This is a genomic window from Campylobacter sp. LMG 17559 (genome assembly GCF_024723605.1).
Classification (GTDB): Bacteria; Campylobacterota; Campylobacteria; order Campylobacterales; family Campylobacteraceae; genus Campylobacter_D.
This window is the reverse complement of sequence record NZ_JANQCZ010000005.1, coordinates 52,705-75,634: the sequence shown is the minus strand read 5'-3', so window position 1 is coordinate 75,634 and position 22,930 is coordinate 52,705. Positions and strand designations below refer to the sequence as shown.

Genomic DNA, 22,930 nt, shown 5'->3' with positions numbered 1-22,930 from the left:
AAAATTAATGACTTATTTAGAGATTGATGGTGTTGAAAAATTAAACGGAGAAGTGATAATAAGCGGTGCAAAAAATGCAGCACTTCCTTTGATAGCTTCAAGTATTTTAGCTAAAAATGAAGTTCAAATTTCAAATTTACCAAATGTAGCAGATATTTGCACCCTACTTTCTTTGCTTGAAAATTTAGGAGCAAATTATACTTTTAAAGACAATTTTGCAAAAATAAATACAAAACATTTAAATAAAACCATAGCAAAATATGACATCGTGCGTAAAATGCGTGCTTCTATACTTACCTTAGGGCCTTTACTAGCTAGATTTGGAAATTGCGAAGTTTCTTTACCGGGAGGTTGTGCTATAGGCCAACGCCCTATTGATTTACACCTTTTAGCTTTAGAAAAAATGGGGGCTAATATTGAGATCAAGCAAGGTTATGTGGTAGCTAGCGGAAAGCTTAAGGGTGCTGATGTGATGTTTGATAAAATCACTGTTACAGGTAGTGAAAATATCATCATGGCAGCAGCCTTAGCTCATGGTAAAACTAGACTTTTAAATGTTGCTAAAGAGCCTGAAGTGGTACAACTTTGTGAGGTTTTAGCTAGGGCTGGGCTTGATATACAAGGCATAGGATCTTCTGAGCTTGAAATTTATGGCACAAGTGGAGAACTTTTAGAATTTAAACCTTTTGAAATCATTCCTGATCGTATTGAAGCAGGAACTTATCTGTGTGCAGGAGCTATCACTAACTCAAAAATCACTCTAAAAAAAGTCAATGCAAGCCATCTTAGTGCAGTTTTAGCAAAGCTAGAGCAAATGGGTTTTAGCTTTGATATTAATGAAGATAGTATTAGTATAAATCCTGCCAAAGAAATCAAACCAGTTGAAATTTTAACTAGCGAATATCCAGGTTTTCCAACGGATATGCAAGCACAATTTATGGCTTTAGCTTTAAAAGCAAATGGTACAAGTATTATTGATGAGAGATTATTTGAAAATCGTTTTATGCATGTAAGTGAGCTTTTAAGAATGGGAGCTGATATAAGATTAAACGGGCATATTGCTACTATAAATGGCACTAAAGAGCTTTTGGGAGCTGATGTTATGGCTACTGATTTGCGTGCATCTTCTGCTTTGATTTTAGCGGCTTTAGCAGCTAAAGGAACTAGTAAAATTCATAGAATTTATCATCTTGATAGAGGGTATGAAAATTTAGAAGAAAAATTTAAAAAACTAGGTGCAAGTATAAGAAGGCTAGAAGAATGAGAGATATTTTTACAACTTTAGATTTTTTAAAAGAACAAATCAAAGCAAAAAATGAATTTCAAAGAGTAAATTTGACGCAAGCTTTGGGGTGTATTTTATATGAAGATGTTTTTGTGAAAAAAAACCTACCTGCTTTTGATAATTCCGCCCTAGATGGTTATGCATTAAATTATACACATAAAAATGAATTGCTAGAAATAAAAGGAAACATTTTAGCAGGCGATAAAAATGATTATATTATAGAAAAAAATGAATGCTATAAGATTATGACAGGAGCTAAAATTCCTCAAAATGCAAATACCATTTTAATGTTTGAAGAAGCTTTGCTTGAAGATGAAAAACTCAACGCTAAAAACGCTAAAGAAAACAATGCCATCCGTTTTAAAGGTGAGGAAGCAAAGCTTGGAGAGCTTTTGTTTAAAAAGGGGCAAAAAATCACTTCAGGTATGGTAGCTATGCTTGCTGCTCAAGGAATTTATGAGCTAAAAGTCATTAAAAAATTACGTGTTGGGATTTTTTCAAGTGGAGATGAGCTTGTAGAGCCTTGGGAAAATGCTGATGAATACAGCATATATAATGCAAATGCTTTTGGAATTTATGCTATTTTGCAAGATTATGCTGATGTTGAGTATTTAGGACTTATAAAAGATGATTTAAATGCATATAAAAAGCTTTTAGAAAATAAAGAATTTGATATGCTTATAAGCAGTGGTGGAGCTAGCGTGGGTGAGGCTGATTTTATCAAACAAGCTTTGCTTGAGTGTGATTTTAGCCCTATTTTTGAAAAAGTAAATGCTAAACTTTGCAAGCATGTAAAACTTTTTAGCAAAAGCGATACGCTTTTTCTAGCCCTACCAGGAAATCCTTTAGCTTCTTTAGTTTCAACGCATATTTTTGCAAAAAATATACTCAATTTACTTTATGGTAAAGAACTTTTGGAATTTGATAAAGCAAGATTGACTAAAGATTTAAATTTCAAAGGTCAAAGAAATGATTTTGCTTTTGGAAAATTAGTCGATGGATATTTTAAACCAAGCGAAACTAAATTTGGCTCAGGTATGCTAAAACCTTTATGTGAAAACACGCATATTTTAATCACGCAAATTGATGACATAAAATTAGCAAAAGATCAAGAAGTTAAAGTTTTAAAAATTTAATAGGGTATTACACTACCCTATTTTGAATGATTAACTTCTTGCTTTATCTAAGGTTTTAAAAAGATTATTTAAGATATTTTCTTCATTTTTTTGGTATTTACTTTGGCGTAATTTCTCCCAAGCATATACGCTATAATCTTTAGAAATCGAACCTATATTTAAATCTGTATTACTAAAAGCATTGTTGCTATCTTTTTTATACTCTTTTTCTTCTTTGTCTTTAAGTGCATTAAGTGTAGCTTGAAATTCATCTGAAGATGTGTTTTTTTCTTTGATTTTTGTCATATTATTTAGGGCTAGTGGACTATTTTTATCATTTACTTGCATGAGAACTCCTTTTTTAAAATTTAATAACTATAAGCAAAAAACATTCCTTAATTTTAAAAACTTGACAATAAAATAAAGTTTTGATAAAATCACACTCTACTTTCAAAATGCGGGAATAGCTCAGGGGTAGAGCACAACCTTGCCAAGGTTGGGGTCGCGAGTTCGAATCTCGTTTCCCGCTCCACTTCTTTTAACTAAAATCAAACTTTTTTAATGTATTATACGATTAATATATTTTTATAAAAGGTCGCTGTATTGTTTTTTAAGCAAATCATTCTAGTTTTATTTTTCTATACTTTAAGCTTTGCTTCGAATTTTGATGAAGTAAAATTAGCTTTGATTAAAGAATTTAAGACAAATTATCCGCAACTAGAAATCATTTCTTTAGATCTTAACACTCAATCAAGTTTGCCTGTTGATTTTAATCAATATATTTTTTTAAAGCTGGGTAATCATAATTTTGATAGAGCAGATGGTTTTGTAAAGGCTGAATTTAAAACTCCAGAGCAGTTTAAAAAAAATATATTTTTTAAGTATTTTTTAAAGGCAAAATTAGAAGTTTTACAAACTACGCGTCCTATTGTGCGTAATGAAAATTTAAGTCCTGCTAGTTTTAAAATTTTAAAAATTCCTTTTGATAAAGCTCCTCAAGGTGTATTAAAAAAAGATGAAATCGCAAATTTAATAGCCAAAAGCAATATAAGAGAAAATATGATTTTAAAATATAATATGTTTAAAACCAAAACCCTTATACAAAGAAATGATTCTGTTTATGGGGTTATCAAAGATGGGGATTTAAGCATGATAATAGAATTAAAAGCCTTGCAAAGTGGAAATTTAAACCAAAGAATTCGCCTTAAAAACAAAGATGGAAAAGTCGTGCATGGTAAAGTCATTAGTAAAAATTATGTGGAGCTAAAATGAAAAAAATTTTAGTAGGTATTAGCGGGGCTAGTTCTTGTGAACTTGGCTTTTTATTATTAAAACATTTAAAAGAAAAAGGGCAAATTTATGCCATTATAAGTAAAAATGCAAAAATAAGCTTTACAAAAGAAAATTCTCTTTTAGAAAATATAGACTTTTTGCAACACATAAAAGATAAATTTGAACTTGAACATGTAAATTTTTTAGATAATGAAGATATTAGTCAATGCGTTGCAAGTGGATCTTTTGGTATAGAAACGACTTTTATCACGCCTTGCTCGATTAACACTTTGGCAAAAATTGCTTGTGGTATAAATGATACTTTACTTACAAGAGCTGCAGGAGTGGCTTTAAAAGAACGCAAAAAACTCATACTTGGGGTAAGGGAAATGCCCTATTCTACTTTAAATTTAGAACAAATGGCTAAACTTTCTAGTTATGGAGCTATCATCGCTCCTCCTGTAATAGCAAGTTATGCTAAGGTTGATAATTTAGAAAAGTTATATGAATTTATCATAGGAAAATGGCTTGATCTAGCAAATATTGAGCATAATTTATATCAAAGGTGGCAATAATGGCTAGTTGTATATACCCAGGGACATTTGATCCTATCACTAATGGACATTTAGATGTGATCGTTCGAGCTAGCAAGATGTTTGAAGAAGTAGTTGTTGCCATAGCTAAAAGTGAGAGTAAAAAGCCTATGTTTAGCTTAGAGCATAGAGAAAAAATGGTAAAAATTGCTACAAAAGACTTAAAAAATGTTAAAATTACAACTTTTGATAACTTACTAGTAGATCTTGCTAAAAATTTGCAAATAAATATCATTATAAGAGGCTTAAGAGCAGTGAGTGATTTTGAGTATGAATTACAACTTGGTTATGCAAATCACATGCTTTGGGAAGATTTTGAAACTATATATCTTATGCCAAATTTAAAAAATTCTTTTATTTCAAGCTCCATAGTAAGATCAATTTGTATGCATAATGGCGATGTGAGTAAGCTTGTGCCAAAAGAAATTATACCTTTATTAAAGGAGAGAGATTGTATATAGCTTTTGAAGGGGTTGATTGTGTGGGTAAAAGCACGCAAATAGAGCTTTTGAAAAAATATTTTCATAATGCATTTTTTACTAAAGAACCAGGTGGAAGTGAGCTTGGGGTGCATTTGAGAAAAATTTTATTAGAAAGTAAAATGCAATTTTCTAAAAAGGCTGAGCTTTTGCTTTTTTTAGCAGATAGAGCAAATTTAATCGACATGTATTTAGCGCATAATAAAAACAAACTTATCATTTCAGATCGTAGTTTTATTTCTAATATGGCTTATGCAAGATGTGATTTTGATCAAAATATTTTATTTGAGTTAAATTCTTTTGCCACAGGTGGAGTTTTTCCACAAAAGGTTGTGTTTTTGCATGGTTCTAAAGAGCTTATTGAACAAAGACTTTCTAAAAAAGATTTAGATAGTATTGAAAAAAGAGGGATTGAGTATTTTTTAAATATACAAAATGCCTTAGAAGAAACTTTAGAGTTTTTAAAAACCAAGATAGATATAAAAATTTTAAAATTAGATGCTTCTTTGAGTATTGAAATTTTACATGAAAAAATTAAGGAATTTATAGATGATTAATGCTTTAAAAGGAATGAAAGATTTACAAGATGATCAAGCTGCTCTTTATGAAAGAGTAGTTAAAACTTGTGAAGAAGTGGCTAAAAACTATGGTTTTACTTTTATTAATTGTCCGCATTTAGAACTTACTAAGCTTTTTAAAAGAAGCGTTGGGGAAAGCTCTGATATAGTTGGCAAGGAAATGTATGAATTTGTTGATAAAGCAGGTAATGAAGTGTGTTTAAGACCTGAAGGGACAGCTGGGGTGGTAAGATCATATATAGAAGCTAAAATGGATAAGGCTCAAAGTGTTAAAAGATGGTTTTACCATGGCTCTATGTTTCGCTATGAAAGGCCACAAAAAGGAAGATTGCGTGAATTTCATCAATTTGGTGTAGAAAGCTTTGGTGTGGCAAGTGTATATGAGGATGCGAGCATTATTTTAATGCTAAATGAAATTTTTAAACGCTTAGAAATTCATACAAGTTTAAAAATTAATTCTTTAGGCTGTAAAGAATGTATGGGTGTATATAAAGAAAAGCTCATAGCTTTTTTAAATTCTAAAGAAGGTTTTTGTGAGGATTGTTTAAGAAGAAAAGATTTAAACCCTATTAGAGTGCTTGATTGTAAAAATGATCATTGTCAAAGTTTAATCGAAAATGCGCCAAAACTAAGTGAAAATTTATGTCCATGTTGTAAGAAAGATTATGAAAAATTGCAAAAACTTTTAAAAGAAAATGATGTTGAATTTGAATGTGATGAGAAATTAGTGCGTGGGCTTGATTATTATTCTAAAAGTGCATTTGAGTTTGTTAGCGATGAAATCGGTGCTAAAGCTGCTGTAGCAGGTGGCGGAAGATATGATAGATTGATTGAGTATTTAGATGGTAAAAGTGGCTATGGTGTGGGTTATGCTATGGGTATAGAAAGGATTATGGCTATTTTAGAGCAAAAACAAAGCGTAAAATCAAGAGAAGGAATTTATCTTTGTGCTATGGATGAAGCTTATATAGATACTATTTTTAAATTAGCAAATACTTTAAGAAAAAAACATAAAGTATATTTAAGCTACGAAGCAAAAAAACTTGCAAAGCATTTAAACCAAGCAGATAATGCTAATGCTGAAATCTTTTTGTGTATAGGTGAAGATGAAATGCAAAAAGAAGAGATTTTTTATAAAAATTTAGAAAATAAAGATACTAAAAATATAAAATTAGCAAATTTGGAGAATGAGTTATGATTGATTATGGTATTAATATTTGGGGTGCAAATAATTTTATCATCGAAAATGGCAAAGTATGTGTAAATCATGGTAAAAAACCTGCCATTATAGATATAGTAAATACTTTGCGTGATGATGGCTATAAGGGGCCATTATTGCTTCGTTTTCCCCATTTAATCCATAAGCAAATCGAGCAAATTTATAATAAATTTGCCAAAGCAAAAAAAGAATTTAACTATAAAGGTTCTTTTAATGCTGTGTATCCTTTAAAAGTCAATCAATACCCAGGTTTTGTAAAAAATTTAGTTAATCTAGGTAAAGAATATAACTATGGTTTAGAAGCAGGAAGTAAGGCTGAGCTTTTACTAGCTATGGCTTATAATAATGAAGGCGCTCCTATAACAGTCAATGGTTTTAAAGATAAAGAACTCATAAATATGGGCTTTATAGCGTGTGAAATGGGTCATAATATCACTTTAACTATGGAAGGGCTTAATGAGCTTGAAGCAATGATTGAAATTGCTAAAAATCGTTTTAAGCCAAAGCCAAATATAGGCTTAAGGGTGCGTTTGCATTCGGCTGGAGTAGGAATTTGGGCAAAAAGTGGAGGTATAAATTCAAAATTTGGTTTAACTTCTACTGAGCTTATTGAAGCGGTAAATCTTTTAAAAGCTAATAAGCTTTTAGATCAATTTACTATGATACATTTTCATTTAGGCTCACAAATTACTGAAATTCATCCTTTGAAAAAAGCTTTAAATGAAGCGGGCAATATCTACACTGAGCTTAGAAAAATGGGGGCAAAAAATTTAAAAGCTATTAATCTTGGCGGGGGTTTAGCAGTAGAATACTCTCAGTTTAAAAATGAAACAAGCAGAAATTACACCTTAAGTGAGTATGCAAACGATGTTGTGTTTATTTTAAAAAGCATAGCAGAACAAAAAAAAGATTTAGAACCTGATATTTTTATAGAAAGCGGGCGTTTTGTAGCAGCTAATCATGCTGTTTTAGTAGCGCCTGTTTTAGAGCTTTTTTCCCAAGAATACACAGAAAGTAAGCTTTTATTAAAAGATAAAAATCCAAAACTTATCGATGAGCTTTATGATTTGTATAAAAACATTAAAGCTTTTAATGCGCTTGAGTATTTACATGATAGCATTGATCATATGGAGAGTATTTTAACCTTGTTTGATTTGGGTTATGTGGATTTACAAGATCGCTCAAATAGTGAAATTTTAGTGCATTTGATTATGAGAAAAGCTATTTCTTTAGTGGGTGATCAAGCTGATTTGTCGAGTTTGCAAAATGAAGTACAAGAAAAATATTTAGTGAATTTTTCAGTATTTCAGTCTTTACCTGATTTTTGGGGTTTGGAGCAAAATTTCCCTATCATGCCACTTGATAGACTCAATAAAAAACCTACAAGAAGCGCAAGTATATGGGATATAACTTGTGATAGTGATGGAGAAATTTCTTATTCTAAAGATAATCCTTTGTTTTTACATGATATTGATGTAGAAGCTGAAGATTATTTTTTAGGATTTTTCCTAGTGGGAGCTTATCAAGAAGTCCTTGGTATGAAGCATAATCTTTTTACACATCCAACCGAAGCTTGTATAAGTATTAATGAAAAGGGTTTTGAAGTAGAAAGCGTACTAGAGGCTCAATCTATTTTAGATACCTTAGAAGATCTTGATTATGATATTCATGCAATTATGGATAATATTAATGAAAAAATTTATGCTTCAAAACTTGTTAATGAAAATCAAAAAAAGCATATTTTGGGTGAAATTTATTTATTCTTAAACGATAATGGATATTTAAAAAGCATAGGTTCTAAATGAGTGTTTTTAAACTAATCAAAGAAGATTTTTCTATGCCAAAACAAAAAGATCCTGCATATAGATCTTGGGTGGAATTAGTTTTTAACTATCCTGGTGTTTGGGCTGTGGTAAATTATCGTTTTGCGCATTTTTTTTATCAAAATGGTTTTAAAAAAATAGCAAGGATTATTAGTGGAATTTCACAGTTTCTTACTGGAGTTGATTTGCATCCTGGAGCTACGCTAGGTAGAAGGATATTTATAGATCATGCAAGTGGGGTTGTGATTGGTGAGACTTCTATTATAGGTGATGATGTTTTGATTTATCAAGGTGTTACTTTAGGTGGAACGAATTTAGATAAAAATACCAAAAGACACCCTACTATAGAAGATGGCGTGATTATAGGTTCTGGTGCTAAAATTTTAGGTAATATTACTATAGGTAAAAATGCAAAAATAGGCTCAAATGCAGTTGTATTAAAAGATGTTGGGTCAAATTTAACAGCTATTGGCATACCTGCTTATATTAAAGAACATGGTAAGATTGATTATGAAGAAAAAATCGTTAAATTAGAAGCAAGACTTGCTATTTTGGAAGAAAAGCTAAATAAAGAGGATAAATGATAGCAATTACAGGTGGAGGTACAGGAGGACATTTAGCTATAGCTAGATGTTTATTGCAAAGTGCAAGAAAACAAGGCATAGAATGTATTTACATAGGAAGTGAAAATGGCCAAGATAGACTTTGGTTTGAAAATGAAGATAGTTTTTATAAAAAATACTTTCTAAGTTCTCAAGGCGTTGTTAATAAAAAAGGCTTGGCTAAGGTTCAATCGTTTTTGCATATTGTAAAACTTGCAAGAAAAACAAAACAAATTTTAAAAGAACATAATATTAAAGTAGTTTTTAGTGTGGGTGGATATAGCAGTGCTCCAGGCGCTTTTGGTGCTTTAATGGCAAATATCCCACTTTTAATCCATGAGCAAAATTCAAAAATGGGAAGTTTAAATTCACTTTTAAAGCCTTTTTCTAAAGCTTTTTTTACCGCTTTTGATGATCAAATTAATAAAACAAATACTTTCTTTTGTCCTTATCCTATTAGTGATATTTTTTCACAAAAAGCAAGAGTGAGAAAAGAATTAAAAAATATTATTTTTCTTGGTGGATCTCAAGGGGCTAAATTTATTAACGATCTTGCCTTAGAAAATGCTTTATACTTTAAAGAAAAAGGCATAAATATCATTCACCAATGTGGTAAGAATGATTATGAAAGATGTAAAAAAGCTTATGAGGATTTAAATGTCAATGTAGAGCTTTTTGACTTTGATAAAAACATTATAGATAAAATTTCTAAAGCAGATTTAGCCATATCAAGATCAGGTGCAAGTAGTCTTTTTGAGCTTAGCGCAAATTTACTTCCTTGTATTTTTATTCCTTATCCATATGCGGCTAAAAATCATCAGTATTTTAATGCATTGTATTTAAAAGAGCGTAATTTATGTGAAATTTTAACCCAAGAAGAAAAACATCAATTTTTAAATTTGGTAGAAAATTTCTCACTAGAAGAAAAATCTTTAGCCTTGCAAGAGTTAAAAAGTGAAAATGGTGCAGATTTTATGATAGAAAAAGCAAAACAAATGGGGTTTATTTAAATAAAATACTCCCCAAACGCACCATATTTGAACCACATTTTATAGCTAGTTCAAAATCCCCACTCATACCCATAGAGCAAATTTTTGCCCCGTGTTTTTGTAAATTTTCATAGATTTTAAAAGTTTGCTCAAAACTTTCTTGAACTTTTTCCTCATCCATAGAACCTATACACATAATACCTATAAGGTTTAAATTTTTACACTCTTCTTGTATTTGCAAATACTCTTCTATGGCCTTATTTTGCTCTATGCCACTTTTAGAACTTTCATTGGCAGTATTTATTTCTAATAAAGTATCTAATTTATAATCAAGTCTTTTATCTACAGCTTTAGCGCTTTTTAAGCCATTACAAGATTGCCAAAGTAATGGGTTTTGTTTGATTAAAAGGTTGATTTTATTACTTTGAAGATTGCCTATAAAATGCCACTTGATTTCTAAATCTTGAAGTTTTTCTTTTTTTAAAGCTAAAGCCTGGACTTGATTTTCTCCAAACTCTACAACACCTTGCTTAAAAAGCTCTCGAATTTGTTCATCTTGAACATACTTGCTAGCTGCTACTAAACGTACATTTTGTTTTATGGTTTTTTCAAAAATACTTTCTAAATTCATCTTTTCCTACATTAATTCATATAATTTTTTACGCTCACTTGAGCTTCCTATGCCAAGTTGCATACGATATTTAGTGATAGTCCTACGCCCTAGTTGCACACTTGGGAATTCTTTTTGAGTGAGTTCAAGAATTTTCAAATCACTCAAAGGCTTTTTAGGATTTTCCTTTTTAATTAAATTACTAAGAAAATCTTTAATAGTTGCATTAGAAGTTTCACCATCATCAACTGCGGTGGTAAAGAAAGATTTTAAGGGTATTAAGCCTCTATCGCAACTTAAGTATTTATTTGCAATTGCCCTTGAGATGGTAGAAGCATTTCTTTCAAGATCTTGTGCTAAGTCTTTAAGCTGCATAGGTTTAATATCCCCGCCCATGAAAAAATCATATTGATATTCTATAATCATAAGCCCTAGTTTATAAAGGGTAGCTTTACGCATAGCTAATGCATCGATTAAATTTTTAGCATCTTTTAAATAAGCACTTAAAAACTCATGATCTAAGCCATCTGCTTCAAAAGCAATTTCAGGGTAATAATCATCATTGATTTTAATTTTAATTTCACCATTTTCTTGATAAATAAATATATCAGGAATGATTTCCATGCTCTCTTCAAAATACTCTAAAAAAGGCGGAATAGAGATTTTTTTAATTATCGCTATAGCCTTTTTATACAAAGGATCTTTGATAAAATCTTTTGCATTTTCTAAATTTAAAATTAGCATTTTGCAAAACTCATAAAGCTCATCATCTAAGTCAAAATGCTCTAATGCAAAAATAAAAGCCTCTTGATTATCTTTTGCCCCTACTCCAACGGGATCAAGGTATTTAAATCTTTGCCTGATTTTTTCTACTTCTAAAGGATCAAATTCACCTAAAATTTCCTCATCATACTCAAAATAACCTTCATGATTTAAACATTCTATGATTTTTTCAGCAATGGTTTGGGATTTTTTAGTAGGAAAAAATGGTGGTATGATTTGCTCGCTTAAAAGTTCATACACATTTTTTACTTCCAAGCTTTTTGCGTCAATCATTTGCGTGGTGGTATTTTTACTAAAATATTCTTGATAATACTTGTTTTGATTGTTTGTAATACTTGAGTTTTCTTTGATCTCTATAAAAGGATTTTCTTTAGCAAATTCATCTAAGCTTTCTTTTAGATCTTCAATGTTAGCTTGCAATATAGGAAGCCAAGATCTTAAGGTTTGTGATAGTTTTGCTTTTTGTGTTATAGAGGTTTTTTGCTTAAGCATTATTCAAGTCTAAACTCACTTCCAAGATAGTATTTTTTAACATCTTCATTATGCGCAATTTCATTAGCATTGCCACTAGCTAGCAACCTTCCACTTCTAATCACATAAGCTCTATCGCAAATTGCTAGAGTTTCTCTTACATTATGATCGGTGATTAAAACACCTATATTCATAGCTTTTAAGTCATTAATCAAGCTTTGAATTTCACTCACTGCGATAGGATCAACCCCAGCAAATGGTTCATCAAGAAGTAAAAATTTAGGATCACACATAAGCGATCTTGCGATTTCACAACGCCTTCTTTCACCCCCACTTAAACTCATACCTTTTCTGTGTCTAATAGGCTCTATGCTAAGTAATTCTAACATTTGCTCTATCTTTTGTTCTAATAAATTTTTATCCTTATATATTACTTGGGCAGCTAAAAGTAAATTTTCTTCTACGCTTAAGTCTTTAAAAACACTACTTTCTTGAGGTAAATACCCAATGCCAAGTTTTGCTCTTTTATTAAGCGGTTCTTTTGTGATATCTTGTGAGTCTAAAAACACCTGTCCACTTGTTGGCAAAATAAGCCCACATATCATATAAAAACTCGTAGTTTTTCCTGCTCCATTAGGCCCTAAAAGCCCCACAACTTCCCCACTTTGTACTTCTAGTGAAACATCGTGTATGATTTTTGTTTTTTTAATGATTTTTTCTAAATTTCTAGCTTCTAGCTTACTCATGTATTATATACTTTCTTTTATTTTCATAAGGAATGATTTGTAAAATTATATTAAAAATTTGATATTTATCTAAGTATTTTTTTAATTTTTCATCACCCCACTCTACCAAATGCAAACCCTCTTCAAAAAAATTTTCAATCAAGCCATTTTTTAAAAGTCCATCAAAACCTTCTTGATAAATATCATAATGATATATTTTACCTTGTTGAAAATCATACTCTTGCATGATAGAAAATGTAGGAGAATTAAGCGTTTTTTCTACTCCAAGAAATTGAGCATAATTTTGCACCAAAGTAGTTTTACCGCTTGCTAAATCCCCTTGAAGTAAAATAACTCCATTTTTAGGTAAAATTTCACAAAGCTTATAAAGCTCATTTTGACTTAAAATCATTTCTTTCATTGAATTTTTACCACATATTTTTCTTGCATAGCTTTTGGTATGCTTTTGGTTGTTGGTATGTCTAAAACTTTATAAATATTGGTATATTCTATAAATTTAATGCTTATTTCATCGCCAATTTTTACTTCTTTACTAGCTTTAACCACTTGATTGTTTATACTTACTACACCACTTTTACACATATCTTCTGAAATAGCACGACGCTTAGTAATGTTAACTACATTTAAAAACTTATCTATTCTCATAAAAATATTTTATCAAAAAATACAAGAAAATGTTATAAAATGTCTAAATATTTTACATTATATTAAGCTAAATTCGTTAAATTTTAAAATTATTTTTACAAAGAGGAAAGACAATGAAAAAAGATATCAAAAAAGTGGTTTTAGCATATTCTGGTGGACTTGATACAAGTATAATTTTAAAATGGTTACAAGATGAGTATAAATGTGAAGTGGTAACTTTTACAGCAGATATTGGACAAGGTGAAGAGCTTGAGCCTGCTAGAAAAAAAGCACTTTCTTTGGGTGTAAAAGAAGAAAATATTTTTATTCAAGATTTAAAAGATGAATTTGTAAAAGATTATGTATTTCCTATGTTTAGAGCAAATGCTATTTATGAGGGAGAATATTTACTAGGTACAAGTATAGCAAGACCTTTGATAGCAAAAGCTTTAGTAGAAATAGCAAATAAAACAAAAGCAGATGCTATTAGTCATGGGGCAACAGGTAAAGGAAATGATCAAGTGCGTTTTGAATTAGGTGCTTTGGCGCTAAATCCAAATTTAGCTATCATTGCTCCTTGGAGAGAATGGGATTTAAATAGCCGTGAAAAACTCTTAGCTTATGCGCAAAAACATGGTATTGATATAGCTAAAAAATCAGGTAAATCACCTTATTCTATGGATGCAAATTTATTGCATATTTCTTATGAGGGTTTAGTGCTTGAAGATCCTGCGGCTAAACCCGAAGCAGATATGTGGCGTTGGGTGAAAGATTTAAAAGAAACTCCAAATGAGAGCGAAGTGATAGAGCTTGAGTTTAGTAAAGGTGATTTGTGTGCTATTAATGGAGAAAAAATGACTCCTGCGCAGCTTTTAGCAAAACTTAACGAGCTTGGTGCAAAACATGGTATAGGTCGTCTTGATATTGTCGAAAATCGCTATGTGGGTATGAAAAGTAGAGGTTGCTATGAAACTCCAGGTGGAAGCATACTTTTAAAAGCACACCGAGCTATTGAAAGTATCACACTTGATAGAGAAGCAGCACATTTAAAAGATGAATTAATGCCAAAATATGCAAGTTTAATTTACAATGGCTATTGGTTCTCACCTGAAAGATTAATGCTTCAAGCCTTAATTGATGAGTCACAAAAATACGTTAATGGTAAAGTTAAACTTGAATTATACAAAGGTAATGTAATGGTAATAGGCAGAGACAGTGCGAATGATAGTTTATTTAGCGAGGCTTATTGTACTTTTGAAGAAGATGCTGTGTATGATCAAAAAGATGCAGCAGGTTTTATAAGATTAAATGCTTTAAGATTTATCATCGCAGGTAAAAATGGAAGAAAATTTTAAAAAAGGAAAACAATGAAAGTATTATTGATTAAAGATGTAAAAAGCTTAGGAAAAGCAGGAGAAGTTAAAGAAGTAAAAGATGGATATGGACAAAATTTTTTAATTGCCAAAGGTTTTGCTAAGGCTGCTACATATGAAGTTTTAAAACAATATGAAGCAGAGCAAAAGAAAAAGGCAGAAAATTTAAGATTTGAGCTTGCAAATTTGGAAAAATTAAAAGAAGAATTATCTAAAATCACTATTTGTATAGCTAAGCCTGTGGGAGCTAATGGAAGCTTGTTTGGTGGGGTTACTAAAGATGAAATCGCTCATGCATTAAAAGATCAAAAAGGCATAGAGCTTGATAAAAAAAGTCTAGAATGTGATACTATAAAAGAACTTGGCATGCATGAAATTTCAGCAAAATTAGGCCATGCGATTCATGCTGTATTTAAGCTAGAAGTTAAAGGAGAATAATGTTTCACGCAACTACAATTTTAGCTTATAAAGGTAAAAATAAGTCTGTAATTGGCGGAGATGGACAAGTAAGTTTTGGAAATACTGTTTTAAAAAATAATGCAGTTAAAATTAGAAAATTAAACAATGGAAAAGTATTAGCAGGCTTTGCAGGAAGCACTGCTGATGCTTTTAATCTTTTTGATATGTTTGAGAAGTTACTTTCTAGTTCTAAAGGTGATTTATTAAAAGCTGCAATAGATTTTTCAAAAGAATGGCGTAAGGATAAATACCTAAGAAAACTTGAAGCAATGATGTTGGTATTAGATAGAGATCATATATTTTTACTTTCAGGAACTGGAGATGTAGTTGAGCCTGAAGATGGTGCTATAGCCGCTATTGGTAGTGGGGGTAATTATGCACTTTCTGCTGCAAGAGCTTTAGCCAAACATTCAAGTTTAGATGAAGAAGAATTAGTCAAAGAAAGCTTGCAAATAGCTGGTGAAATTTGCATTTATACTAATACAAATATTAAAACTTATGTAATTGAGGATGATAAATGAATTTAACTCCAAAAGAGATTGTGAAATTTTTAGATGATTATGTAATTGGACAAAAAAATGCTAAAAAAATCATAGCAATTGCTTTAAGAAATCGTTATAGAAGAATGCAGCTTAGCCCTGAACTTCAAGATGATATCATGCCAAAAAATATTTTAATGATAGGATCAACTGGGGTTGGTAAAACAGAGATTGCAAGACGCCTTGCTAAGATGATGGGACTTCCTTTTGTAAAAGTTGAGGCAAGTAAATATACTGAAGTTGGTTTTGTTGGGCGTGATGTAGAAAGTATGGTTAGAGATTTAGCTAATGCTGCTTTAAATTTAGTAAAAAATGAAGAAAAAGAAAAAAACAAAGAAAAGATTAATGAATTTATAGAAAATAAGATTTTAGAAAAACTTTTACCGCCTTTACCAAAGGGTGTTAGTGAAGAAAAACAAGAAGAATATCAAAATTCTTTAGAAAAAATGCGCGTGAAATTAAAAGCTGGTGATTTAGATGATAGTACAATAGAAGTTGAAATTTCACAAAGCGTGTTTGATACTAATCCAAATTTACCACCTGAAATGGGTGCTATGCAAGATATAGTAAAAGTTATTGGTGTGGGTAATAAAAAAGTTAAAAAAGAAATGAAGGTAAAAGATGCAAGAATAGCTCTAGCTCAAGAAGCAAGTGAGAAAATTCTTGATATGGAAAGTATTAAAGGCGAGGCTTTAAGAAGAGCAGAAAACGAAGGGATTATTTTTATCGATGAGATAGATAAAGTAGCAGTTTCAAGCTCCAATTCAAACCGCCAAGATCCAAGCAAAGAAGGGGTGCAAAGAGATTTGCTTCCTATAGTTGAAGGTAGTACTATACAAACTAAATTTGGACCTTTAAAAACTGATCATATTTTATTTATCGCTGCAGGTGCTTTTCATCTAAGTAAGCCAAGTGATTTAATCCCTGAACTTCAAGGGCGTTTTCCTTTAAGAGTTGAGCTTGATTCATTAGATGAGGATGCTTTATATGCTATTTTAACAAGACCTAAAAATTCATTACTAACACAATACATTGAGCTTTTAAAAACTGAAAATGTAGAGCTTGTTTTTGAAGATGAGGCTATTAGAGAAATAGCAAAAATAGCAAGCAAGGCTAATGAAGAAATGCAAGATATTGGTGCAAGACGTTTACATACAGTAGTGGAAAAACTTTTAGAAGATATTAGTTTTGAAGCAGATGAATACGCAGGTAAGGTATATAAAATAGACGATTTTAAAGTGCAAGTTAAGCTTGGAGATATCATAGAAAATAAAGATTTAGCTAGGTATATCTTGTGAAAAGTGGCTTTATAAGCATAGTGGGTAGAACTAATGCGGGAAAAAGTTCTATCCTAAATTCTTTATTAGAAGAAAAAGTTGCTATGGTTTCTCATAAGCAAAACGCTACAAGAAGAAAGATTAATGCGATCATAATGCATGAAAATCATCAGCTTATTTTTATAGATACACCAGGTTTGCATGCAAGCTCTAAGGCTATGAATCAGCTTATGATTGATTTAGCGATTAAAAGCATTGCTGATTGTGATGTGATTTTATTTGTAGCTAGTATTTACGATGATATTAAAGATTATGAAAATTTTTTAAGTTTAAATCCTAAAGTACCACATATTGTGTTAATTAATAAGGTTGATTTAGTAAAAAAAGAAGTTTTGCTTAAAAAATTAAGCGAGTATTCTCAGTTTAGTTCACATTTTAGCGCTATTATCCCCTATTCTGCAAAGCAAAAATTTTATAAAAAAATTCTTTTAGATGAGATGGTTAAGTATTTGCCTGAACACCCGTATTATTTTGATCCTGAGTTTATTACTACAACAAACGAAAAGGACATATATAGAGATTTTATCTTAGAAGCTATATATGAAAATTTAAGTGATGAAATTCCTTATAGCACTGAAGTAAAAATAGAAAAAATTAAAGAACTAGAGCAAATTTATTATATCAATGCCACTATCATTACAGATAGCAATTCTCACAAAGGAATGATATTAGGTAAAGATGGTGCTACAATTAAGCGTATAGGTAAAGAAGCTAGAGTGAAAATAGAAAAATTGGCACAAAAAAAGGTAATGCTAAAATTATTCGTTCAACTTGAGAAAAATTGGCACAAAAACGAGCAAAACCTTAAGAAAATACTTTATGATGAGTAAGAAAACTATTCTAAAAGATTTTCTTGCTTATGAAAAGCTTTTATATATTAAATTTGCAAATCCTATTAGTGAAGATGGAATTTTAAAAAAGAGCTTTGAGGAGCTTGGTCTTAAAGATGATTTTTCTTATAAGTTAAAGTATTTTCAAGATAAATCTTTTACTCATGTATTCTTGTGCAAGTACGAAGATATTTTAGATATTGATTATATAATACCAGAACCCCTGCTTTTTGAAGTGTATTTTAAAAATAATACAAATAGCGAAAATCTTGCATTATTATTTAAAGAAAAATATATAGTTTTAGTGGAGTATTTAGGATGTGATTTTCAAAATTGTAAAGTTATGCCATTAAATGTTTATGATAAAATATATGAAGAAAAATTAAAAAATACTTATAAGCACATTATAAGCATAGATGATACTCAAAATCTTAGTAGTTTTGATAAATTTAATAGTAATATTTTTTATCAAAAATTGTTAAAAAATTGCGATCAAGTCAAGATTAATTTTACCAACAAAGAAAAAATAAATCATTTAAAATCTTTTAGTTTTAAGATTTTATTGGCTTTTGTTTGTGGAGTTTTACTAGCTTTAGCTTATCCTTTGTATTTGTATACACAAAAATCATTTTATGAAAATGAGAAAACAAAATATGAAAATTTAATAAAAAAGCAAGATGATATTTTAGAACAGGTAAAAATTAATCAAAAGCAAAATCAAGAGTTTAAAAAACTACAAGAAGAAAATGAGTTAAAGGTTGATTTGTTACAAAAATTTTATGCAAATGCACTTTGTTATAAAGATTTTTATAATTTTTTAAAAGTTTTAAATTCTCATCAAGCTTATATAGAGGCTTTGCATGTTAAAAATAATGATTTTATTATAGAGCTTAAAAATGACTATGAATTTTATGAAGATTTTAAAAAGTATCATTTTGTATTAAAAAATAAAGAAGTTAATCATGGAAAAATCACTCTTGTTTTTGAAAAATCTTTATAAAAATTTAGAAAATATCTTTGCTAAGTTATCTGAGCGTGAATTTATATTGTCTTTGATAGTTGTTTTTGTTTTTGGTTTTTTCATGGTTTATATGGGTGTTTCTGAGTATTTTGAAAAACAAATGAAGTTGTCAAAAGATGAATTATATAATTTACAAACAAAATACGAGCAAAAACAAGAAGTGATTTCTGATTTAAAAGAAGATGAAAATATATCTTATAATGATCGCTCGTTTTTAAGCATAAATAAAGATTATCAAAGTATTTTAAAGGATATAGAAAAGAATCTTAATGGAGTTCAATCTTTGCAAATTCAAAGTTACAAAAGTCAAGATGAATATTTTGCTTATTATGAATTAAGATTAAGTTTTGTTGGCGATTTTATTTTTTTAACGCAGTTTTTGCAAAAATTAGATCCTTATATAAAAGTTAAAAATTTAGAACTTGTAAAATATGAAAATAAATTAAAAATTACATTAAATCTTGTTTTTGCTCTGGTATAAAAATAATTTTTTTGGTAGAATTTGTCTAAACATGGCAAGCGATCGCTTCTTTTTGAAGAGGAAAGTCCGAGCTGCAATAAGACAAAGATTCCATCTAATGGATGGCTAGGGCAACCTAAGGGAAAGTGCAACAGAAAGAAAACTACCATATTTTATATGGAAAAGGTGAAACGGTAGAGTAAGAGCCTACCAGTAGCTTTGGTAACAAAGCTAGCTATGTAAACCCAATCTGCAGCAAGAAGGGGTGGTTTTTGTCTTATAATATAACCCTTCGCTTGAACTTGTTTGTAAAAACAAGTCTAGATAAATGATCGTTCTTGACAGAACTCGGCTTATAGCCATGTTTTACTTTATATAAGCAGAAGCTTTTTTGAGTTTTTGTAAATTAACAGCTATTTCATCTTGCTTTTTTTTCATAAAAGCTATCGCTTCATTAGTTAGCGCTAAAGCCTCATTGGGACAATCTTTATAATCCGGTTTTTCCATAAGTTTAACTATTTTTTCTACATCTTCAGTATAAACAGCTAGTTTAAACTCATCAATCCATTTTTTTTCACTCATTTTTGGTGTACTTCTCTCCAAGCTTCTAATAAGCCTTTTACTACATTTATTACTTCATCCACTCTTGCTTCACTGTTTTCTATGTTTGCTAAAGAAAGAAGTTGTAATTCTCTAGTGTATAAGCCACTTAAATAATGTGCTACTTCGCCGCCCTTATCATAATCAAGACAATTTAACAATTCAATAAAAATAGCACTAGCTCTTTTTACATAATACACTCTTTCTTCTATATTTTCATTTTGTATAGCTATTTTTATCCTGCTTGAAAAGCGTAAAATCCCACTGTATAGCATTTCTATAAGTTTTTCTTGGGATTCTACACCAGTTTGATTTTGTGAATATGCACTATAAACTGCACTATTTAGCATTTAAACCCTTTCTTTATTTTAAGAATTTTGATTATTTGCTGCATTAATCATGTTTGCAATAACACTTGCTTGGTTATTTAGTTTTGCAATGATACCATCATATGCTGCCCATCTTGACCACATTGTATCATATCTACTTTCTATGGAAGCTTTGGTGCTTTCTATGGTTTCATTTAGATTTTTTGATTCTTTTGTTAAAGATTCTTTGTAACCTCCAAATGAACCTTCAGAACTCATTATTTCACCCATGGTATTTTTTAGCATACCAAAAGTTCCAGTTTCTTCTTTATAAACTGAATATAAGGTTCTAGAACTTAAACCAAATTTTTTCAAAAATTCATTATCACCTTGAATTTCTAAGTTACTACCTGAAGTTCCTTTGATTTTAAATTGAATTTGTTGATTTTTATTACCTTGGTTAATGATTTCAAAGCTAGCCTCTAAACCTTCTAAGCCAAAACTATTTATATGATCAACCAAATTTTTAGCTTTTTCAATATCATCTGCACCTGTTAATACAAAAGGATCTCCATTTGGAGTTTTGCTTAAATCTATGGTTGTATCATTATAAGTGATAGTAAAACTACCTTCTTTAAATGTTATATCATCTGCGCCAAGATTGCTTACTCTATCACCAGCTAAATCAATATCTTCAAAACCATTACTTCCTACGAAAAATTTTTCAGCTAATTCAGGATCTTCGTTAAATTTAGAGTTAAATTTTCCTGAATCAAAAGATAAAACACCATCGTTTAGCGTTAAGCCATAATCAGCCAAAGATAAACTTACTTTAGAGGAAACTTCAATCCCTTCTGAACTTTCACTATCACCAACCGTAACAGTTCCATCTACTGTTATAGTTTGAAGTAAAATATTGTTTATTTCAGATTTTATATTATAAATTTCGCTAACACCTACGAAATTTCCTTTTGTACCTGCATCAGGATCGTACTTTGTTGCTGCGTTAAGATTTATCATTAAATCATTATAAGCAGTAGCTAAACTTTCTAAAGATTGCGCAAGTGCTTCAGTGTCTTGAGAAACGTTAAAAGTTATTTCTCCTTTTTGTTTTAACTCTAAGGTAACATCTGGAGCTATATCAGTGATAGTATTAGTTGGTCTTGTCATTTTAACACCATCTACACTAAAGATAGCATCCATACCTTTTTGGATATGATTTTCATTGTTTGAAGCTACATTGTAGCCTTGTGGAGTGCTAGTATCTAGAGTAATGCCAAATTTACTACTTAATAATGAAGTAGCTTTTTCATCTCTAGCATAATTTGCTTGATCTATATTGCCTTCAGCATCAGTTGCATAACCACCATCAAAAAGACTTAATTGTCCACCATTGGTAGCTCTAAAAGTAAACGATTTTCCAGTTTCATCAAGGTTTAATTCAACTTTTCCATTGGTTTGTTTTTTTAAATCTTCTGCTAAACTTTTATAAGTAGTGTTCTCGTCTATGTCTATGGTAAATCTATCATATCTTTCACCATTTTTAATAACAAAAGTAAAAGAGGTTTTTTCACCAGGACCAAGTAGTTTCTCGTTAAGATTTCCACTAAAATTTCCGCTTATTTTATCTTTATTTTCTTCTCCAGCACCTATCGGTCTAAAACCATACAAACCACCAGCGCTAATGCTATTTTTATCAAGTCCCCAACCCATAGCATTTAATAGATCTTCATCACCTGAAAAAGAAATATTATTTTTAGTTCCTGTTTCAGTGCTTTGTACTACTAAGCGGTATGGATTATCTCTATCTCCTGTATTAACTATTTTAGCTTCTACTTTTCCACCTGTTGCGGCATTTATTTTTTCTGCAAGCTGAGATACAGTAGTGCTTTCATCAATATCGATTTTATAATCTTTTCCATCTTGGGTAATAGTAAAAGAAGTTTTGCCATCTGTGCCTTTTATACCTAAACTACCCATTACAGTAGCAGTTTTATCTTTAAATCCATTACTTTGATATACGTCTTTTTGTGCAAGTTGATCAACAATAACTTTCATGTTTGTAAGATTAGATAAAGATCCTACTACTAAGCTTGCAGCAGCGCTATCTCCACTTACGCTAGGTGATACTTTTTTCTTGTTAAATTGTGAAGCATCACCTAAGCTATTTACGGCTGTTTGAAACGCAAGTAGCTTAGCTTCAAGTTCTGCTAGGTCTTTTTGTCTTGAAGTATTAGTTTCAAGCTGTGAATTATAAAGACCTAAATGCGCATTCATTTCTGCTTCTTTTAGCTTGTTTAATGTATCGCTTGTTAAAACTCCTGAACCTATTCCTAAACTTCCTAAACTACCTACTGCCATAATTAACTCTCCTTATCAAAAATAGTGCCAATAACACCTTGAAAATGTTCTATTAGCTTCATAACTTCCTCACTAGGAATTTTGCGTATTAACCTACCAGTATCTTTTTCGGTTACACTAACATACATTTCATTGATTTTATCATTATATGCAAAACGTACGTTTGTTTCTAGTGTTTCCATTTGATTATTAAGTTTTTCTGTTGCATTTTTCAATTTTTCATTTAAATTCTCATCTTGATTATTTAAATTAGTTTGCTGTTGATTTTCTTGAGATACTTTTCCAGTACTTTTTGTATTAAATTGTGCTGTGTTTGCATCCCTTTGAATATTACCAATGTCCATTTTAAACTCCTTTTTAAAAGACTTTAAAATACTCTATCGACATAATTTTAAAAAACTTAATATTTAGATTAAAAATCTCTATATTATTAATAAGCAAAAAGTGTTCTCA

Annotated in this window: 27 protein-coding genes, 1 tRNA gene and 1 other RNA gene; 19 read left to right on the top strand and 10 right to left on the bottom strand. The window is 30.3% G+C overall.

Annotated features, from left to right (window positions below; translation table 11 throughout):
• Nucleotides 1-7: 7 nt before the first annotated feature.
• A complete protein-coding gene (gene murA / locus CAMP5082_RS03865; protein ID WP_087700602.1) occupies nt 8-1,264 on the top strand; it encodes a UDP-N-acetylglucosamine 1-carboxyvinyltransferase in 1,257 nt (418 codons plus the stop codon).
• Entirely contained in the window at nt 1,261-2,421 is a 1,161-nt protein-coding gene (locus CAMP5082_RS03860; protein WP_337205960.1) for a molybdopterin molybdotransferase MoeA, read from the top strand. The genes murA and CAMP5082_RS03860 overlap by 4 nt, the downstream gene beginning before the upstream one ends.
• A 30-nt stretch (nt 2,422-2,451) precedes the next feature.
• On the opposite strand, the gene CAMP5082_RS03855 is transcribed toward CAMP5082_RS03860, so the two are convergent.
• Nucleotides 2,452-2,748 (bottom strand): invasion antigen C, encoded by a 297-nt coding sequence (locus CAMP5082_RS03855; protein WP_039668370.1) that lies wholly within the window; start codon nt 2,746-2,748, stop codon nt 2,452-2,454.
• 109 nt (nt 2,749-2,857) lie between these two features.
• On the opposite strand from CAMP5082_RS03855, the gene CAMP5082_RS03850 reads away from it, so the two are divergent.
• The 9 genes from CAMP5082_RS03850 to murG all read left to right on the top strand — a co-directional run bounded on the left by CAMP5082_RS03850 (nt 2,858) and on the right by murG (nt 9,976).
• Nucleotides 2,858-2,932, top strand: a tRNA-Gly gene (locus CAMP5082_RS03850).
• A 71-nt stretch (nt 2,933-3,003) separates the two neighbouring features.
• A complete protein-coding gene (flgA, locus tag CAMP5082_RS03845) occupies nt 3,004-3,672 on the top strand; it encodes a flagellar basal body P-ring formation chaperone FlgA (protein WP_337205959.1) in 669 nt (222 codons plus the stop codon).
• Nucleotides 3,669-4,247, top strand: coding sequence for a UbiX family flavin prenyltransferase (locus CAMP5082_RS03840; protein ID WP_337205958.1), 579 nt, complete (start codon nt 3,669-3,671; stop codon nt 4,245-4,247). The genes flgA and CAMP5082_RS03840 overlap by 4 nt, the downstream gene beginning before the upstream one ends.
• Complete coding sequence (coaD, locus tag CAMP5082_RS03835) at nt 4,247-4,726, top strand: pantetheine-phosphate adenylyltransferase (RefSeq protein WP_039628309.1); 480 nt, start codon at nt 4,247-4,249, stop codon at nt 4,724-4,726. The genes CAMP5082_RS03840 and coaD overlap by 1 nt, the downstream gene beginning before the upstream one ends.
• Nucleotides 4,717-5,301: a dTMP kinase gene (tmk, locus tag CAMP5082_RS03830; RefSeq protein WP_337205957.1), complete on the top strand. Its 585-nt coding sequence runs from the start codon at nt 4,717-4,719 to the stop codon at nt 5,299-5,301. Before coaD ends, tmk begins: the two co-directional genes overlap by 10 nt.
• Nucleotides 5,294-6,520 (top strand): histidine--tRNA ligase, encoded by a 1,227-nt coding sequence (gene hisS / locus CAMP5082_RS03825; protein ID WP_337205956.1) that lies wholly within the window; start codon nt 5,294-5,296, stop codon nt 6,518-6,520. Before tmk ends, hisS begins: the two co-directional genes overlap by 8 nt.
• Nucleotides 6,517-8,346, top strand: a complete 1,830-nt coding sequence (gene speA, locus CAMP5082_RS03820) for a biosynthetic arginine decarboxylase (RefSeq protein WP_337205955.1) — start codon at nt 6,517-6,519, stop codon at nt 8,344-8,346. The genes hisS and speA overlap by 4 nt, the downstream gene beginning before the upstream one ends.
• On the top strand, nt 8,343-8,948 hold the full coding sequence (gene cysE, locus CAMP5082_RS03815; RefSeq protein ID WP_337205954.1) for a serine O-acetyltransferase: 606 nt from the start codon (nt 8,343-8,345) through the stop codon (nt 8,946-8,948). Before speA ends, cysE begins: the two co-directional genes overlap by 4 nt.
• Nucleotides 8,945-9,976, top strand: a complete 1,032-nt coding sequence (murG, locus tag CAMP5082_RS03810) for an undecaprenyldiphospho-muramoylpentapeptide beta-N-acetylglucosaminyltransferase (protein WP_337205953.1) — start codon at nt 8,945-8,947, stop codon at nt 9,974-9,976. The genes cysE and murG overlap by 4 nt, the downstream gene beginning before the upstream one ends.
• Here the strand turns inward: murG and CAMP5082_RS03805 are convergent.
• The 5 genes from CAMP5082_RS03805 to CAMP5082_RS03785 are packed head-to-tail and all read right to left on the bottom strand — an operon-like array spanning nt 9,969 to nt 13,210.
• The gene (locus tag CAMP5082_RS03805; protein ID WP_263675273.1) at nt 9,969-10,586 is read right to left on the bottom strand and encodes a YggS family pyridoxal phosphate-dependent enzyme; all 618 of its coding nucleotides are present in this window, start codon (nt 10,584-10,586) and stop codon (nt 9,969-9,971) included. The genes murG and CAMP5082_RS03805 overlap by 8 nt on opposite strands.
• Before the next feature lie 6 nt (nt 10,587-10,592).
• Entirely contained in the window at nt 10,593-11,840 is a 1,248-nt protein-coding gene (locus tag CAMP5082_RS03800) for an RNA polymerase factor sigma-54 (protein ID WP_039641436.1), read from the bottom strand.
• On the bottom strand, nt 11,840-12,565 hold the full coding sequence (gene lptB, locus CAMP5082_RS03795; protein WP_039618272.1) for an LPS export ABC transporter ATP-binding protein: 726 nt from the start codon (nt 12,563-12,565) through the stop codon (nt 11,840-11,842). The genes CAMP5082_RS03800 and lptB overlap by 1 nt, the downstream gene beginning before the upstream one ends.
• Nucleotides 12,558-12,965, bottom strand: a complete 408-nt coding sequence (tsaE, locus tag CAMP5082_RS03790; protein ID WP_263675275.1) for a tRNA (adenosine(37)-N6)-threonylcarbamoyltransferase complex ATPase subunit type 1 TsaE — start codon at nt 12,963-12,965, stop codon at nt 12,558-12,560. The genes lptB and tsaE overlap by 8 nt, the downstream gene beginning before the upstream one ends.
• On the bottom strand, nt 12,962-13,210 hold the full coding sequence (locus tag CAMP5082_RS03785) for an RNA-binding S4 domain-containing protein (protein ID WP_039618276.1): 249 nt from the start codon (nt 13,208-13,210) through the stop codon (nt 12,962-12,964). Before CAMP5082_RS03785 ends, tsaE begins: the two co-directional genes overlap by 4 nt.
• Nucleotides 13,211-13,323: 113 nt before the next feature.
• Here CAMP5082_RS03785 and CAMP5082_RS03780 point away from each other — a divergent pair, with 113 nt between their 5' ends.
• From CAMP5082_RS03780 to rnpB, 8 genes are all read left to right on the top strand, one after another.
• The gene (locus CAMP5082_RS03780) at nt 13,324-14,544 is read left to right on the top strand and encodes an argininosuccinate synthase (RefSeq protein WP_337205952.1); all 1,221 of its coding nucleotides are present in this window, start codon (nt 13,324-13,326) and stop codon (nt 14,542-14,544) included.
• 12 nt (nt 14,545-14,556) lie between these two features.
• Entirely contained in the window at nt 14,557-15,000 is a 444-nt protein-coding gene (gene rplI, locus CAMP5082_RS03775; RefSeq protein ID WP_337205951.1) for a 50S ribosomal protein L9, read from the top strand.
• Nucleotides 15,000-15,542: an ATP-dependent protease subunit HslV gene (gene hslV / locus CAMP5082_RS03770; protein ID WP_120759032.1), complete on the top strand. Its 543-nt coding sequence runs from the start codon at nt 15,000-15,002 to the stop codon at nt 15,540-15,542. Before rplI ends, hslV begins: the two co-directional genes overlap by 1 nt.
• Nucleotides 15,539-16,858: an ATP-dependent protease ATPase subunit HslU gene (gene hslU, locus CAMP5082_RS03765; RefSeq protein ID WP_039618284.1), complete on the top strand. Its 1,320-nt coding sequence runs from the start codon at nt 15,539-15,541 to the stop codon at nt 16,856-16,858. Before hslV ends, hslU begins: the two co-directional genes overlap by 4 nt.
• Entirely contained in the window at nt 16,855-17,727 is an 873-nt protein-coding gene (era, locus tag CAMP5082_RS03760) for a GTPase Era (RefSeq protein ID WP_263725125.1), read from the top strand. Before hslU ends, era begins: the two co-directional genes overlap by 4 nt.
• A complete protein-coding gene (locus tag CAMP5082_RS03755) occupies nt 17,717-18,727 on the top strand; it encodes a hypothetical protein (protein ID WP_337205950.1) in 1,011 nt (336 codons plus the stop codon). Before era ends, CAMP5082_RS03755 begins: the two co-directional genes overlap by 11 nt.
• Nucleotides 18,690-19,229, top strand: coding sequence for a hypothetical protein (locus CAMP5082_RS03750; RefSeq protein ID WP_337205949.1), 540 nt, complete (start codon nt 18,690-18,692; stop codon nt 19,227-19,229). The genes CAMP5082_RS03755 and CAMP5082_RS03750 overlap by 38 nt, the downstream gene beginning before the upstream one ends.
• A gap of 26 nt (nt 19,230-19,255) precedes the next feature.
• Nucleotides 19,256-19,580: RNase P RNA component class A (gene rnpB, locus CAMP5082_RS03745), an RNA gene on the top strand.
• On the opposite strand, the gene CAMP5082_RS03740 is transcribed toward rnpB, so the two are convergent.
• From CAMP5082_RS03740 to CAMP5082_RS03725, 4 genes are read right to left on the bottom strand one after another with little or no spacing between them, the layout of a single operon-like run.
• Entirely contained in the window at nt 19,575-19,790 is a 216-nt protein-coding gene (locus tag CAMP5082_RS03740) for a hypothetical protein (RefSeq protein WP_257941661.1), read from the bottom strand. The two genes, rnpB and CAMP5082_RS03740, sit on opposite strands and share 6 nt — an antisense overlap.
• Nucleotides 19,787-20,158, bottom strand: a complete 372-nt coding sequence (gene fliS, locus CAMP5082_RS03735) for a flagellar export chaperone FliS (RefSeq protein WP_263663313.1) — start codon at nt 20,156-20,158, stop codon at nt 19,787-19,789. The genes CAMP5082_RS03740 and fliS overlap by 4 nt, the downstream gene beginning before the upstream one ends.
• An 18-nt stretch (nt 20,159-20,176) precedes the next feature.
• The gene (fliD, locus tag CAMP5082_RS03730) at nt 20,177-22,477 is read right to left on the bottom strand and encodes a flagellar filament capping protein FliD (RefSeq protein ID WP_337205948.1); all 2,301 of its coding nucleotides are present in this window, start codon (nt 22,475-22,477) and stop codon (nt 20,177-20,179) included.
• 2 nt (nt 22,478-22,479) lie between these two features.
• Nucleotides 22,480-22,821 carry a FlaG family protein gene (locus CAMP5082_RS03725; RefSeq protein WP_263679419.1) on the bottom strand — a complete coding sequence of 114 codons (342 nt, stop codon included), beginning with the start codon at nt 22,819-22,821 and terminating at the stop codon, nt 22,480-22,482.
• Nucleotides 22,822-22,930: the final 109 nt, after the last annotated feature.

Bases quoted from the DNA above. Each gene is read 5' to 3' on its own strand.
- cysE (WP_337205954.1), top strand. From the start codon at position 8,343: ATGAGTGTTTTTAAACTAATCAAAGAAGATTTTTCTATGCCAAAACAA.
- fliS (WP_263663313.1), bottom strand. From the start codon at position 20,158: ATGCTAAATAGTGCAGTTTATAGTGCATATTCACAAAATCAAACTGGT.
- murA (WP_087700602.1), top strand. From the start codon at position 8: ATGACTTATTTAGAGATTGATGGTGTTGAAAAATTAAACGGAGAAGTG.
- murG (WP_337205953.1), top strand. From the start codon at position 8,945: ATGATAGCAATTACAGGTGGAGGTACAGGAGGACATTTAGCTATAGCT.
- coaD (WP_039628309.1), top strand. From the start codon at position 4,247: ATGGCTAGTTGTATATACCCAGGGACATTTGATCCTATCACTAATGGA.
- CAMP5082_RS03840 (WP_337205958.1), top strand. From the start codon at position 3,669: ATGAAAAAAATTTTAGTAGGTATTAGCGGGGCTAGTTCTTGTGAACTT.
- CAMP5082_RS03755 (WP_337205950.1), top strand. From the start codon at position 17,717: ATGATGAGTAAGAAAACTATTCTAAAAGATTTTCTTGCTTATGAAAAG.
- hslU (WP_039618284.1), top strand. From the start codon at position 15,539: ATGAATTTAACTCCAAAAGAGATTGTGAAATTTTTAGATGATTATGTA.
- CAMP5082_RS03785 (WP_039618276.1), bottom strand. From the start codon at position 13,210: ATGAGAATAGATAAGTTTTTAAATGTAGTTAACATTACTAAGCGTCGT.
- tsaE (WP_263675275.1), bottom strand. From the start codon at position 12,965: ATGAAAGAAATGATTTTAAGTCAAAATGAGCTTTATAAGCTTTGTGAA.
- hslV (WP_120759032.1), top strand. From the start codon at position 15,000: ATGTTTCACGCAACTACAATTTTAGCTTATAAAGGTAAAAATAAGTCT.
- CAMP5082_RS03740 (WP_257941661.1), bottom strand. From the start codon at position 19,790: ATGAGTGAAAAAAAATGGATTGATGAGTTTAAACTAGCTGTTTATACT.
- CAMP5082_RS03750 (WP_337205949.1), top strand. From the start codon at position 18,690: ATGGAAAAATCACTCTTGTTTTTGAAAAATCTTTATAAAAATTTAGAA.
- CAMP5082_RS03855 (WP_039668370.1), bottom strand. From the start codon at position 2,748: ATGCAAGTAAATGATAAAAATAGTCCACTAGCCCTAAATAATATGACA.
- CAMP5082_RS03805 (WP_263675273.1), bottom strand. From the start codon at position 10,586: ATGAATTTAGAAAGTATTTTTGAAAAAACCATAAAACAAAATGTACGT.
- hisS (WP_337205956.1), top strand. From the start codon at position 5,294: ATGATTAATGCTTTAAAAGGAATGAAAGATTTACAAGATGATCAAGCT.
- CAMP5082_RS03780 (WP_337205952.1), top strand. From the start codon at position 13,324: ATGAAAAAAGATATCAAAAAAGTGGTTTTAGCATATTCTGGTGGACTT.
- CAMP5082_RS03800 (WP_039641436.1), bottom strand. From the start codon at position 11,840: ATGCTTAAGCAAAAAACCTCTATAACACAAAAAGCAAAACTATCACAA.
- CAMP5082_RS03725 (WP_263679419.1), bottom strand. From the start codon at position 22,821: ATGGACATTGGTAATATTCAAAGGGATGCAAACACAGCACAATTTAAT.
- CAMP5082_RS03860 (WP_337205960.1), top strand. From the start codon at position 1,261: ATGAGAGATATTTTTACAACTTTAGATTTTTTAAAAGAACAAATCAAA.
- rplI (WP_337205951.1), top strand. From the start codon at position 14,557: ATGAAAGTATTATTGATTAAAGATGTAAAAAGCTTAGGAAAAGCAGGA.
- fliD (WP_337205948.1), bottom strand. From the start codon at position 22,477: ATGGCAGTAGGTAGTTTAGGAAGTTTAGGAATAGGTTCAGGAGTTTTA.
- lptB (WP_039618272.1), bottom strand. From the start codon at position 12,565: ATGAGTAAGCTAGAAGCTAGAAATTTAGAAAAAATCATTAAAAAAACA.
- speA (WP_337205955.1), top strand. From the start codon at position 6,517: ATGATTGATTATGGTATTAATATTTGGGGTGCAAATAATTTTATCATC.